Annotated in this window: 13 protein-coding genes; 10 read left to right on the top strand and 3 right to left on the bottom strand. The window is 39.2% G+C overall.

Annotation, left to right across the window (positions count from 1 at the left end; translation table 11 throughout):
- The first annotated feature begins 304 nt into the window (after positions 1 to 304).
- On the top strand, positions 305 to 964 hold the full coding sequence (folE, locus tag G6Q48_RS10905) for a GTP cyclohydrolase I FolE (protein WP_004256561.1): 660 nt from the start codon (positions 305 to 307) through the stop codon (positions 962 to 964).
- A gap of 3 nt (positions 965 to 967) precedes the next feature.
- Positions 968 to 2,113 (top strand): DUF418 domain-containing protein YeiB, encoded by a 1,146-nt coding sequence (gene yeiB, locus G6Q48_RS10910; protein ID WP_166266414.1) that lies wholly within the window; start codon positions 968 to 970, stop codon positions 2,111 to 2,113.
- 20 nt (positions 2,114 to 2,133) lie between these two features.
- Here yeiB and sanA read toward each other — a convergent pair whose 3' ends face one another.
- A complete protein-coding gene (sanA, locus tag G6Q48_RS10915) occupies positions 2,134 to 2,838 on the bottom strand; it encodes an outer membrane permeability protein SanA (RefSeq protein ID WP_004256559.1) in 705 nt (234 codons plus the stop codon).
- Between the two features lie 367 nt (positions 2,839 to 3,205).
- Here sanA and G6Q48_RS10920 point away from each other — a divergent pair, with 367 nt between their 5' ends.
- The 5 genes from G6Q48_RS10920 to G6Q48_RS10940 all read left to right on the top strand — a co-directional run bounded on the left by G6Q48_RS10920 (position 3,206) and on the right by G6Q48_RS10940 (position 8,052).
- Positions 3,206 to 3,901 carry a sugar-binding protein gene (locus G6Q48_RS10920; RefSeq protein ID WP_166266417.1) on the top strand — a complete coding sequence of 232 codons (696 nt, stop codon included), beginning with the start codon at positions 3,206 to 3,208 and terminating at the stop codon, positions 3,899 to 3,901.
- A gap of 168 nt (positions 3,902 to 4,069) precedes the next feature.
- On the top strand, positions 4,070 to 4,987 hold the full coding sequence (murQ, locus tag G6Q48_RS10925) for an N-acetylmuramic acid 6-phosphate etherase (RefSeq protein ID WP_102138387.1): 918 nt from the start codon (positions 4,070 to 4,072) through the stop codon (positions 4,985 to 4,987).
- A gap of 60 nt (positions 4,988 to 5,047) precedes the next feature.
- Complete coding sequence (locus G6Q48_RS10930; protein WP_102138388.1) at positions 5,048 to 6,409, top strand: PTS transporter subunit EIIC; 1,362 nt, start codon at positions 5,048 to 5,050, stop codon at positions 6,407 to 6,409.
- A gap of 15 nt (positions 6,410 to 6,424) precedes the next feature.
- Positions 6,425 to 7,270: a MurR/RpiR family transcriptional regulator gene (locus G6Q48_RS10935; RefSeq protein WP_102138389.1), complete on the top strand. Its 846-nt coding sequence runs from the start codon at positions 6,425 to 6,427 to the stop codon at positions 7,268 to 7,270.
- Positions 7,270 to 8,052 (top strand): sulfite exporter TauE/SafE family protein, encoded by a 783-nt coding sequence (locus G6Q48_RS10940; protein ID WP_102138390.1) that lies wholly within the window; start codon positions 7,270 to 7,272, stop codon positions 8,050 to 8,052. Before G6Q48_RS10935 ends, G6Q48_RS10940 begins: the two co-directional genes overlap by 1 nt.
- A 64-nt stretch (positions 8,053 to 8,116) precedes the next feature.
- On the opposite strand, the gene G6Q48_RS10945 is transcribed toward G6Q48_RS10940, so the two are convergent.
- Together G6Q48_RS10945 and G6Q48_RS10950 are read right to left on the bottom strand one after the other, a co-directional pair.
- Positions 8,117 to 8,998, bottom strand: coding sequence for a rhomboid family intramembrane serine protease (locus G6Q48_RS10945; RefSeq protein ID WP_166266420.1), 882 nt, complete (start codon positions 8,996 to 8,998; stop codon positions 8,117 to 8,119).
- Positions 8,999 to 9,159: 161 nt separating this feature from the next.
- Complete coding sequence (locus G6Q48_RS10950) at positions 9,160 to 10,857, bottom strand: NAD-dependent malic enzyme (protein WP_102138392.1); 1,698 nt, start codon at positions 10,855 to 10,857, stop codon at positions 9,160 to 9,162.
- Positions 10,858 to 11,283: 426 nt separating this feature from the next.
- Between G6Q48_RS10950 and G6Q48_RS10955 the strand changes: the two genes are divergently transcribed.
- From G6Q48_RS10955 to G6Q48_RS10965, 3 genes are read left to right on the top strand one after another with little or no spacing between them, the layout of a single operon-like run.
- On the top strand, positions 11,284 to 11,907 hold the full coding sequence (locus G6Q48_RS10955) for a hypothetical protein (RefSeq protein WP_166266423.1): 624 nt from the start codon (positions 11,284 to 11,286) through the stop codon (positions 11,905 to 11,907).
- Between the two features lie 59 nt (positions 11,908 to 11,966).
- Positions 11,967 to 12,671: a hypothetical protein gene (locus G6Q48_RS10960; RefSeq protein ID WP_166266426.1), complete on the top strand. Its 705-nt coding sequence runs from the start codon at positions 11,967 to 11,969 to the stop codon at positions 12,669 to 12,671.
- A gap of 1 nt (position 12,672) precedes the next feature.
- Positions 12,673 to 14,058, top strand: coding sequence for a serine protease (locus G6Q48_RS10965; RefSeq protein ID WP_166266429.1), 1,386 nt, complete (start codon positions 12,673 to 12,675; stop codon positions 14,056 to 14,058).
- Positions 14,059 to 14,178: the final 120 nt, after the last annotated feature.

The following is a 14,178-nucleotide window of genomic DNA, read 5'->3' on the forward strand; positions in this document are numbered from 1 at the left end:
TATCACAAACAAAATTATGCACAGAATGGTTAATGCTTAGGTTATGTATTGTGTTACTTATTGGCGGGTTATTGGTTTTTCACCATTCAAGGTTAAAGGATTGAGAAAAAGTGTGATAAAAATCACGTTATATAAGGTGTTAAACCGTTTAAAGAAAGTAATCATTGGGTGAATGAATTACAGGGGTAAATGCAATTATTTCACGGCAATTATCTATGTTGTGCTGGATTATCTGTACCTGCTGTTTTAGAGTACCGCACACCTGCATTTTATAAAAATAGTAATACCATTTGTGGAGGCTCACATGTCATCTCTGAGTAAAGAGGCCGAATTAGTTCATGCCGCGCTGGAGGCTAGAGGCTTAGAAACGCCTTTACGTATCCAGCCAAAGTCAGGCGACGAACGTAAGAAACTGATTGAAGGGCACATGACAGAGATCATGACGCTGCTGAATTTGGATTTAACCGATGACAGTTTAGCTGATACCCCTCGTCGTATCGCAAAAATGTATGTTGATGAAATTTTTTCAGGGCTTGATTACGCAAACTTTCCAAAAATCACTTTGATTGAAAATAAAATGAAAGTGGATGAAATGGTCACGGTGCGTGATATCACGCTAACAAGTACCTGTGAACACCATTTTGTTACGATCGATGGAAAGGCTACGGTTGCTTATATTCCAAAAGACAAAGTGATTGGTTTATCGAAAATTAATCGCATTGTGCAATTTTTCTCACAACGCCCACAAGTGCAAGAGCGCTTAACTCAGCAAATTTTGGTTGCTTTGCAAACATTATTGGGAACAACAAATGTGGCAGTTTGCATAGATGCGGTGCATTATTGCGTGAAAGCTCGTGGTATTCGTGACGCGACAAGTGCAACAACAACAACGTCACTTGGTGGGTTATTTAAATCAAGCCAAAATACACGGCAAGAATTTTTACGTGCAGTTCGTCACTTATAATTTATGACAACAACGACACCGTCAAGCCGCATTGACCAACTTGACGCTGTTCGTGGTATAGCAATTTTAGGTATTCTGCTAATGAATATCTTTGCATTTGCTTTACCACAAGCAGCGTATTTAAACCCTTACTATACCGATACAACATCCGATTCAGAGGCTTACCTCTGGGGTGTTTTCAATGTCCTTTTTCAAGGTAAAGTTCTCGCGATTTTTTCAATCCTATTTGGGGCAACGCTTGCTTTATTACACTCTCGCTCTCTTCGTTGGAACCAGTGCCGTTTATCTGTTTTAGCCCTATTCGGGGTGATCCATGGGGTTGGTTTTTGGGATGGTGATATTCTGTTGGCTTATGCATTAACCGGCTTGTTAGTGACCTATTTGCTTAATCAATATGATGATAGTTTATTATTGAAAATAGCACTATCAATCTATTTGGTTGGGTTAGTTATTTTGCTCGTGTTGGGAAGTAGTATAGATCCCTCCGGTTTTTGGCAAACCTCGGATGAGCAACTGGCATTTGAATATGTGATGCATACCTCGGGGGGAATGGATGGCGTGTTTTATCGGGCGTCAGAGATGCTCAAAATGGTTGAAATGTTGGTTATCCAATATGGCTGGCAATTAGCGGCATTGATGATTATTGGCGCACTGTTAATGAAAAATGGCTGGTTACAAGGGCAATTTAGCGCTCAACACTACCGTAAAATAGCCTACATATTTATCTTGCCATCGATATTGGTCCAAATAGTTTCGCTATACATGCAAAGCCAATTTAATTGGAGTTATTTTTCAACATCAATCATTGGTTACATTATTAATGAGCTAGTTATTCCATTCCAATCTTTAGGATATATCGCTTTGGTGTATGGTTTTTGGGAAAAAATCGCAAATAACAAGGTAATCCATGGGCTGCAATATGTGGGGCGGATGGCGCTGAGTAATTATATTTTGCAAACGCTAATTTGTACCACACTGTTTTACCAATTAGGCTATTTTGGTCAATTCACGCGGGTTGAATTAATTGTCTTGGTTCCCATTATTTGGGGAATAAATGTATTGTTTTCTTATTATTGGCTGATGTTTTTCAGACAAGGCCCACTTGAATGGTGTTGGCGCAAATTAACAGCAAAGTTAATAGGTAGATGAGTATTTATCTACCTATATATCTACTTCAATTTATTGACTTCATCCGGTGAAACCGCCGGATAGCCTTTAATTCCGGCTGGCATTTTAATCGGGGCTGGGATCGATTCTTGTTCACCTAAAAATTTAGGCTCCCGTTTTAAGATATATAAATCTGCCAGAGCGCCTAGCCGCGCAAACACTTCACGCACTCTCACTCTATACATCCCAGAAGGTGTCGGAACCGCTAAACATTGCGCATCAATACCTTTATGTTTGGCGATAAAGACCGCACGTTCACAATGAAAACGCTGGGTAATAATCGTAAAATTATCGGTATCAAACACTTTTTTAGTGCGTACTACGGAGTCTAATGTCCTAAAACCAGCAAAATCGAGCACAATTTTGGAGGCTGGAACCCCTTCTTTAATTAAATCTTTGCGCATGTTGATTGGCTCATTGTAATTATGAGCGCCATTATCACCACTGAGGAGCAAATATTTCACTTTTCCACTGTGGTATGCCTCCGCTGCGCCTTTAATGCGATAGGTATAATAGAGGTTATTAACACCAGAGGCATAATATTTGGATGTGCCGAGTACCATCCCGACATCGCGCGCAGGCAATTTTTCTACATCTTCATAGATATAGGGGGCGGTATCCCAGCTTATCCAGCGATCAAGCAACATTATGGTCGTAAATGCGATCCCTGCAAGAATAATAAGACCAAAAAACAGACGTTTCCTCATGTCCTAGCCTTGATAATAAAGAGTCATAATCCGAAATTGTCAGCCTCAGTAGGCCTGTGTCTCTAGGCTACTTGACTTAAATTAGTGACGCAAGTCGCGTAACGTAAAGTCATGTCAATGTCTGCACACTAATCGAAGTTGACTAATATTAAGCCTAATAATTGAATCAAAATTAATCAGACATTGGATGAAAAAGGTAAATCACGTTCTCATCAAAGAGTGATTCGCTTCACATCATGGTAGTTTTTATGGAATGAAACTATATATTATGAAATTTTAATTCTATATTTTTAATTTGAAGTGAAATATTGTTTCTTTGGTGGGTTTCTGTGAATAGCAGATCTTTAATTAGATAGGTGAGGAAAGTATGAAACTAACGACATTATTAGCCGCGAGTGCTGTGTTTGTTACCGCGAGTGTGGCAGCGAAAGAGTACCAAATCAATCATACCGATCAGTTAAAATCACTCAATGATGCGACTAAAAGTACGGAAGTCTGGGAAAAAGCAGAAATATTAACCGATTTTACGTACCCATGGGAAAAGGAAGCGGCTCCCAAAACAGATTTTCGCGCTTTGTGGAGTGATGACACATTATATTTCCGTTTTATTGCAGATGATAAAGATATTCAGTTAGGTGATAACCCAGATAAAGACCAAGCGGTGTTAGATTCTGACCGAGTCGAACTCTTTTTTGCGACTAGCCCTGAACTAAAACCTTATTACACGGCTGAAATGGACCCGAAAGGACGTACTTTCGATGCAAAAGCTAATTATTACCGTGAAGTTGACCCAAGTTGGAACTGGGAGACATTACAAACCGTGGGTGAAATAACGCCAAATGGTTATGTATTAACGGGAAAAATTGATTTGGATGAATTTACCAAACTTAATTTATGGCAAGACGCAGACAAGCAGACACTAATGTGTGCCATTTTACGTGGGGAGTTCAGCGCGGGTGAACCTAAGCAAGTGCGTAAATGGATTAGCTGGATCAAACCTGATTCTGTTAAACCTGATTTTCACATCCCATCTGCCTTCGGAACCTGTAAGTTCGTAAAATAGAGCTATCGCCGGTGGCTTTCGTCACCGGTATTTTTTTAATACAGACCTATTATTGTGAGAAAGATCATAACCCGCAATTAAGTTGTACAGAATTGCAGTGATTTGAATTGAAATAAAAATTCATTTAATGTATTTTTTAATGAAATTAAATTTCATGAGGGCGTTTTAATGTCTCTAGCCGAAAATACTCTGAGTGACTGCCTACACAATGAATTCAATCAGGAAACACAACAGTTTTCACGGTTGGATACACTCTCGATGGTGAAGGTTATTAACCAAGCCGATAGTACCGTTGCAGGGGCCATTCAGGCCGTTCTACCCGCGATTGCCCAAGTGGTTGACGCGATTGCCGGATGCTTAAAACAAGGTGGGCGCTTGTTTTACATTGGGGCGGGAACCAGTGGCAGGCTAGCCGTGTTAGACAGTGCAGAATGCCCACCCACATTTGGCACTTCACCTGAAATGGTGCAGTCGATTATTGCAGGTGGCCAAAATGCCATGCTAAAAGCGGTTGAAAATATTGAGGATTCAGTAGAGTCAGCGATTGAAGAGCTAAAAAAACGCCAACTCTGTGCCAAAGATGTCGTGGTGGGTATTGCAGCCAGCGGACGCACACCATTTACCTTAGCGGGCATTGAATATGCTAATGAAATCGGTGCGTTAACGGTGGCAATTACTACGCGAGGCCGAGGGCTAGTCAGCGAAGTAGCAAAATTGGCGATTGCCCCCGATGTTGGCCCTGAAGTGTTATCAGGTTCGACTCGCATGAAAAGCGGTACTGCGCAAAAAATGATTTTAGGTATGCTAAGTACTTGTGTGATGGGGAGATTAGGCCGTATTCATACTAATTTAATGGTTGATGTTGTTGCGAGTAATATCAAATTACTGCGCCGCGCAGAACGAATTGTAAGTGAGGTCTGCGGTATTGATGAACACACCGCAGCAGGGCTATTGGCACAAGTGGATTATCATCCACGACGCGCAATTTTAATGCATGAGTTACAAATCAACGCACAGCAAGCGACGGACATCGTTCAACAGCATCCAAATACCACATTGGACAGCATGTTAGATACACACCGTTAATAAATGGGGATAGCGTGATGGAAAGCTAGCATATAGCTTAGCCAACACCGGGGGAATAATATGGCTAATAAGATAGAACATCTGGAAGTACTCGCCAGAGAAATAGAAAAATATGCGGGCGGCTTTGAGAACGTGGCAACATTAACTCATTGTATGACGCGTATCCGTTTAGTTTTAAAAGATAATAGCAAATTCGATGCTGAGGCCTTGAAGCAAATTGAAGGCGTAAAAGGCGTGATTTTCAATGGTGAACAGCAACAAGTGATTGTTGGGATGGGAACCGCAGCAAAAGTCTTTTCAGTGATGAACAAACGTATGCAAGGTAGTTCGTCCTCAACAACAGAAACGGCTAAGCCTACAGAAAAAAAAGCGTTCTCGATCCGTCGTACTTTAAATACGTTAGCCGCTATATTTGTCCCTACCATTCCAGCTCTGATTGGTTGCGGTCTTATTATGGGGCTAATCAATATCGTCCGCTTGGTTGCTCCGGGGGTTGTCGACCAATTCCCTGAGTTATTTAAGTTATTAAAATTGATTGGTAGCGCAGTCTTTGTTTATCTTTCAATTATGATTGGGGTGAATACCGCGAAAGAGCTTGGTGCTTCCACCTCAATTGGTGCGGTCATGGCTGGGCTACTTTCGATGCCAGGTTTAGCGGATATCACCTTATTTGGCTCGAAATTAGTCCCAGGGAGTGGGGGGATTTTTGCGGTACTGATGGTGGTCGTTTTCTCTTCTAAATTTGAAGTGTGGTTTAGAAGTATCATTAAAGAAAGCTTAGATCTTATCGTGACGCCATTTGTGACCATTTTAGTCTCTGCGATGGTCGCAATTGTGGTGTTCCAACCCGCAGGACATTACTTAAACCAGATTTTGGCTCAAGGGGTTTCTGTCGCTTTATTAAATAGTGGCGGTGGCGCCGTGGCGACTGGCGGTATCTTAGGCGGCAGTTTCTTATTCTTATTACTAACGGGTTTACACCAAGGTTTGATCCCAATTCATGCTGAAATTTTGCAAACTTTTGGCCTGAATTACTTGTTCCCAATTTTAGCGATGGGCGGAATGGGGCAAGTGGGCTCGTGTTTCTGGGTTTATTTAAAAACCAAAAACCAACGTTTGAAAAAAACCTTAGTCGGTGCGTTGCCTGTGGGTATTTTTGGTGTCGGTGAACCGTTATTATTCGGTGTGTCATTGCCATTAGGTAAACCATTCATTGCGGGTTGTATTGGTGGCGCGGCTGGCGGGGCATTAATGGCATTCTTCCATGTCGGGATCATCATTCCTTTTGGAACAGCAGGGTTATCATTAATTCCATTAGTGGGTGATGGCCAAATCCTGGATTTCTTAATTGCTGTTGCGGGTGCATGGATTGTCGGGTTCATTGCCAGTATGATAATAGGCTTCACTGATCCAGAAAAATAATTAGAAGGAAAAGCCATGTCGACACTGACGGTAAAACTGGAAAGCATGCAGACACGCGGTAAAGGCACAGAACAACGTATTGCCACATTTTTGTTGGATAATCGCGAAAGCCTTATTGCGATGAATGCAGCGGAATTGGCACAAGCGGCTGGGGTCAGTAGTGCATCTGTTATCCGCTTTTCTCGCCAAATGGGTTACCGTGGCTACCCTGAATTTAAAGTCGATTATTTGTCGGATGAGAAGCAACACAAAGCGGAAAGTTTATACGGTAATCTGAGTCGTCACGATGATACTTCTCAGATTATCGCCAAAACAGGGCAAATGTTTATTTCGGCTATTGAAAAATCACTGGATTTACTTGAGCCATCTGTCGTAGATACCATCGCGCAAAAAATGTTTCAGGCCAAACGTATCGTGCTGTTTGGTGTCGGGTCTTCAGCCATTGTTGCCAGTGATATTTTCCATAAATTAGTTCGCATTAATAAACACGCACTGTTTAGTTATGATTTGCATGTTCAGCTAAGTTATTCGGCAAATTTGGGGCCAGAAGACCTTGCAATTGCGGTAACAGCGCGTGGAAATACTCAAGAAATCAATAGCATGCTTCGAGCTGCAAAAGAAACAGGTTGCCCGACAGTCGCACTGACGCGGTTTGGTCAAGATGAAGCGATAAAGTTAGCGGACTTCGCCTTGCCTTATTTTTATGATGAGCAACATTCCCAATTAGGCATCATCACCCCCCAAGTGTTACAGATGATTACTTTCGATACATTATTTTTTAAATACCTCACGTTAGCAGATAGTGATGCAAATGAAGCATTACAAAAAGGGCGACGCGCACTGATACAAGGCAAGAGTTAATGATTGTAACGGAGTTAGCGATAGGTGCACTTATTGGGCTGATTATTAGCACAACGGGTGTCGGTGGTGGTGTGATTGTATTACCGATACTGACCTATTTTTTTGGGCTGAATGCATTAGCAGCCGTAGCCACGGCCAATTTCCTTTCGATGCTAATGAAGGTTTCTTCTTCTTATATGCATTTTCGCTTAGGCAATATCCCCTTTAAAGGAGCGCTCATTGTATTAGCGATTATGTTGCCGAGCACCTTTCTTTCTAGTTTGCTTGTGACATGGCTTGGGGGATTACCGGGGTATGAAAAACAAGTCGAGTGGGGTATTAACCTGTTAGTGGCTGCTGCCATTATCTTTTCGCTCTATTTATTTGTTCAGCGAATGTTTTTTGTTTCGATCATCAAACAAGAAGCGGCAAAAGGAGATCAGCTAAAATCCATGGCTGTGCCAGCTGTTCTAGCGGGTGTTGTACTTGGTGCAACTGGAGTTGGTGGTGGGGTGGTTGTTCTCCCAATGTTGTTGCGCTATATGCAACTGAATATTAAGCAAGCAATTGGCACATCGATTTTTGTAACAACTGTGTTGTCTGGCTCTTCTGCTTTGGCCTATGCGCAAGACGGTTATACCGATTTAAAATTGGCGCTGATACTGTGTGCGGGGGCATTGATTGTGATGCCACTGGCTAAATATTTACTGATCCGTTTATCCGAGCGCACTTTCCAATACATTACATTGTTATTAATTACCTGTAGCGCAGTTATGATGACAATGAATTTATTCACTTTCTAGATTTATGTCCTACTATTGGCGGTATCAATAATAGGACTGCTCTCTTACCAAAAAACAGTATTTTTTATCGCTGATTAAGTTCTTTTGCCATTTCTTGGTAAATAAACTGGCGCTCATAGTTTAGGTCTTCGTCTTGTAAGGAAGAAAACTGGCTGAGTGTCATTGCCAGTAAGGTGGCAGCTATAAGTACAATTAAGCCACTAGAAAGCAGTTTTGCCCGAAATGTTGCTTGTGGCGCAAGCACAAAAGCACCGCTAATAACCGCACCAAGTACAGCGCCACCAATATGAGCAGCGTTATCAATACCTGACTGCAAACCATTGATGAGAGTTAGCGCAATCATCCCAATAATATTATATAGCGGGCGTTTTAATTGGTTGCGTTCTTCAAGAGAGAGACTCGGGTTATTAATTCTTTTCAATAAATCAATTACAGAAGCGGCAGCTAATCCCATTATAGCGCCAGATGCGCCAATACCCACGGTAATATACACTGTGTTATCAGGTAAATATAAACTATTCCACGCATTCATCGATGCACGGTTCGCTACTGCATTAATGGCTTCACTGTATTGCCAATAAGCACTAAAAAATGCCGCGCCAATACCTGAAAATAGGTATATCGCGAGCATCCTAAATTTCCCATAGGTACGTTCGCATTCAATCCCAATAACAAACAAAGCCAATGTATTCAAAGCAAGGTGCATACCACCTGAGTGCAATACCATACTGACTGGATAGCGCCACCAATCCCCCGTTAATGAAAGTTGGTAAACATTGGCACCAAATAGCAATAAGTTATTTTCTTGAGAATCGAGTGGGGCGGCATAATTGAGTTGATAAAAATAAACAACAATATTCAGTGTTACAATAAAAAGCGTTAGAGCTATTGCCCATAGGGAAAACTTAGGTTTCTGTGGAATAGCAGCATTGAGGTCGCCAGTCATGTCAATATCCTATTAATCAGCCATGGCCGTTATCTTAAATAAGTGATTTGTTTAGCGCAATTTATCATTATCTGAGAAAACAGACATTCGTTTTTCGGGAGCTATAAAAAACAAAAAAGGAGCTCTAAAGAGCCCCTTTCAATCAATACCGTTATGACAAATTAAAACGAAGTACGTTTATAAGTACGGTACTCAGGCTTCCAGAAATTACGTTCAATGGCTTCATCAAGAGCGCTATCCGATGTGACGGTTGCCACACCTTGAACTTGTGCTTCTTTGGCAACTTGTTTAGCAATAATGCGAGAAACATCTTGGATATCAGATAGCAGAGGCAATAGCGCACCTTCACCATTTTTAGCAAGAGGTGAACAGCTGGCGAGAGCGCGGCTGGCGGCCATTAACATGCCATCAGTAACGCGTTTAGCACCAGAGGCGATCACACCAAGACCGATACCCGGGAAGATATAGGAGTTGTTACATTGTGCAATTGGGAACACTTGCTCTTTGTAAGATACTGGGCTAAATGGACTTCCTGTTGCGACCAATGCTTTTCCATCAGTCCAATTGATAATATCTTCAGGGCGAGCTTCAACACGTGACGTTGGGTTCGATAATGGCATCACGATAGGGCGTTCACAGTGTTTATGCATCTCTTTAATGATTTCTTCTGTGAATAACCCAGCTTGGCCAGACACACCAATCAATATGGTTGGTTTGGCATTGCGTACGACATCTAACAGTGAAATTGAGTCACTGTTAACATCCCAGCTGGCTAAATTCTCACTGTTTTGCGTTAACTTAGCTTGGAAATCGAGTAAATTAGGCAGTTTATCGGTTAATAAACCAAAGCGGTCAACCATATAAATGCGTGAACGCGCTTCTTCGTCGCTCAAGCCTTCGGATTTCATCTGGGCGATGATTTGCTCTGCAATACCGCAACCTGCGGAACCGGCACCCAAGAAAGTCACGCGTTGGTCGCTTAGCTTACTGCCTGCAGCATGGCTGGCGGCAATTAAGCTACCTAATGCAACGGATGCAGTGCCTTGAATATCATCATTAAAACAGCAAAGCTCATCACGGTAGCGGGTTAATAAAGGCATCGCATTTTTCTGGGCGAAGTCTTCAAATTGGAGCAATACGTTTGGCCAACGGCGTTTTACTGCTTGGACAAATTCATCAAGGAATTCGTTGTATTCATCACCAGTAATACGTGGGTGGCGCCATCCCATATATAGAGGGTCATTCAGACGCTGTGGGTTGTTGGTTCCTACATCAATAACAATAGGCAAAGTATAAGCAGGGCTGATACCCCCACAAGCGGTATAGAGAGAGAGTTTCCCAATTGGGATACCCATACCGCCGATACCTTGGTCACCAAGGCCTAAAATACGTTCGCCATCGGTAACAACAATCACTTTCACATTTTGTTTGGTAGCGTTTTGTAGCATGTCGTCGATGTATTCACGATTTGGATAAGAAATAAATAAACCACGTGCACGACGATAAATGTCAGAGAAATGCTCACAAGCTTCACCCACGGTTGGGGTATAGATAATTGGCATTACTTCTGTCAGGTGGGCATCTATAAGGCGATAAAATAAGGTTTCGTTGGTATCTTGAATATTTCGCAGATAAATGTGTTTATCAATATCTGATTTAAAATCAATCAATTGACGGTAGGCACGTTCAACTTGTTCTTCGATGGTTTCAACTTGTTCAGGAAGTAAACCATGCAAGTTAAAATTTGCACGCTCTTCTTCGGTGAAGGCGCTTCCTTTATTCAGCAAAGGGAATTCAAGCAAAATTGGGCCAGCGTAGGGTATATAGAGAGGGCGTTTTGTTTCGTACTCATGTTCCATGAAATATCACTCTTCGGACGATTAATCAACAAAGTCAGGGTAGATCCTAAGCTAAACAGCAAATATGTACAGTAAATAATGATAAAAAAGCGTTAAAAAATTTACTGAAAAATATTGTGCATATGATAAGGAGTTTAAGCGCGAAAGGGAATGAAAGCCGATAACAGCATACTCATTACGGTAGGTAGATCACGCTTAGTCAAATGACGAATGTCTCATCGCTATTTTTACGTTTTCAAACGTTAGTTTAGCTTTGTAGCTGGTTCAATTTTTTCATGCTTTTTTCTTATTTTTAGCTAGTTACAAAGAGAAAAAACGGATTCACTGTAAGTTAAATTATATTTTCAAATATCATATATTGCTGCAAGTTTTAAATTTATATAAGTTGAATTTTATTTTATATTTCATTTTTCACTAAGGAGTTTTATGAATTTAATTAATGGGGTGTTAAGAAATAAGCGTATCTATATATTACTTATTATGGCATTTCTAGGAGGAATGAATCATTCAAGAGCAGACTATAACCCAATCGAAACACTAAGGAATATTGACAGCTATTTCTATGAAAACAAATATGGTTCATCAATTTTTGGGCGAGTTATAACAGATTATTTTTATTTGGTGATGAAAGAAAAAAACAAAACAATTAATAAAACATTGATAGACAAAATAAATTATGACCATGCATTAGAAATGCTTCAAGTATTGAAGCGAAAAGCGAGGAAACAGAGTACAGGTGAAAAAGTCTCTCATGATATGACTTATAAAGAAGCAGATGAATTACATTATCTGGTTATGTTGCGTAATAAAATACCGGAAGAAGCTTGGGTTTTAGGTGTGGTATTTTCTGTATTAGATGAAAAAGAAAAAGAATTTTATTGGCAAAAAATTATGGCAGCTTCCGGAGACCGTGGCCATGAATTATCGGTAATATACAGCTTGATGAAAGTGATGTTAGAAAAGGAAAATAAGGCCACTAAAAAACAGAAAATCATTATTAATAAATGGTATGAACGTATGAGTAAAACATTATCTTCTGCTAAATCATAGTTTTCATTTAAATAAGTTTGAAAACTAAATGTTATATAAGTATTAAGGTGTCAATTATTATGAAATTATATTTTGGTTTAATTCTACCGTTATTATTATTTTCCTGCATTGTTAATGGCGAGAACCGCCCCGGTTTTGTCTGTGGGCAGTTTAATAAGAATATTATAGAAGTTCCTGGCGAGTATGTTTTTCCATTTGCTGAATATGAAGGGTATAGCTATTTTGACCCAAGGTTTATTGAAAATAAAAAAGGGTGTGAGGCTAATTTTAGAGTGCTGCCAATGAGGATGTCATGGTCTAATTTGAAACCATCTAATGAGGTAAGTAATGATGTTAAAATTATAGAAGTTTATGCTGAACCATTAAAAGGAAACCCTGAAAAATATTTGAGTTATAGAAAACACGTGTATTTAGATATGGGGTACCTCAAAAGAAAGGGGGAGTTATATTATGATGAAGAGTTGGATCTTTATTTTACTGAAGTGACTGTAACAATACGAAGAAGTATTGGTCATAAAGATGATATGTATTTTAATAAAAAAGGATATTATTGGAAGGAAATTAATAATGAAGTAATTTTTTTAATTGAGTGTGAATGGTTACCAATTGATGAGAAGTATCATAAGTGTTTTCAATATTTTTTGATTCCAGAAATAGGAACTAAGGTTAAATTTTATTTTGATGCTAAAGAATTATCTAATAGCAATATAATGAGGGAAAAAATACGCATTTTTTACTCGACCATGTTAAAAATTAGGAGATAATATGAGAACTCAAGAAATTAGAAAGGGTGATTTAAAGTTAACTCGTAGTGATGTTTCTAATGCAATTGAAATTTTATACGTAACCAAAGAACCAAAGTTGATGTATGAATATTTGGAAAGTAAAGGAGACCGATATGCTAAATTAGCTAATAGTGTGGTTAAAGGTGATTCTCTTTCAGGTGCTTTTGCGCTTAATTATTTAGATGAAGCTATTTTAGAGCATATTGGAGTGCAAGATGAGTTTATAATTGAGCGTATTCGCTATGATATGGCAATAGCTTATGTTCAAACCCTAAAAAATAGATTTGAAGATGGAAAGGATGTAATCTATGGTGATATAAATCACATAGAGGCTAAATTATTTCATAGTAGTGTATTTTCTTATTATAATCTTCCTTCTGATGCATGGACTTTAGAACCTGTATTTTTTGTGTTACCTGGAGAACAAAGAGAGAGTTATTGGCAGAGAGCTTTAAATTCTGTAGGTGATATAGAAAGTGAAATATTATTAAGTATAAATACTAAAGATATAATGTTTAGAGCATTATATGAAGCTCCAGCGCATATGCAGCCTAAAATACATAGTTGGACTAAACGAGTTCTGGATATTGATAATGTAGTAGATGGCGTGGTGGTTACAGCCAAGAAATCTTATCAAAATATTATATCTCATATAGAAGAAGATAATATGGATAGAATAAATACAATTATTTATAATACAGGAAACCCTTTAATTGATAGAGGAACAGAGCGTTTTTCATTTTGGGATTATCCTTCACAACATTTAGAATCATTTCAAGTACAAACAGATTGGCGTGGCCAAACGGAATTTACACATAAAAATCTATTGTCTGAATATTATTTAGAAAGACCTGACTATATATTACCAGAAACAGGCTTATTTGATTCACCATCAGTTAATTATCAACCAGATGTTGCTCATTATGATCGTATGATTGATGATTTAAGGGGAAATATGCCATCAATAAACAACAAGTCAACACCTCCAATTAAGTATCCACACAATATGGTAGATAAATCGATATTGGAAAGCACTTATCCAAAATCCGAACCGAATAGACAATTAGCACCTCGTACAACAAACCTACTTGATAGGTTTAAGGATAATGAAACACCAACAAATTATTATCTAGAACGCCCGAGTGTTGTTCTTCCGGGAACGCCAGGATTTAAAGACTTCCCTACAGATACCATAAGAAATAACCATCATTTTGAAAATATGATTGGCCAGTTAAGAGACAATATGTCATCAATGAACAATTCAATGGACTCATTTGAAGATAAATACTCAATACCCTCAATGCCAAGTATACCTGAATTTAGTTATAGTGGTTATTCTTCTGGAGGATCTTTTAGTTTTAATTAATATTTAAAAAGTCTACTTATAATAAAATAAATTATTTTAGTTATTAGTAAACGAATGGTGATTACTGATGTTTGTTTTTATGTGGGCAATGTGTTTTTTACATAATTGATTTTTAAGATT

The organism is Providencia sp. M-27, assembly GCF_011077905.1.
In the GTDB taxonomy this organism is placed as follows: domain Bacteria; phylum Pseudomonadota; class Gammaproteobacteria; order Enterobacterales; family Enterobacteriaceae; genus Providencia; species Providencia huaxiensis.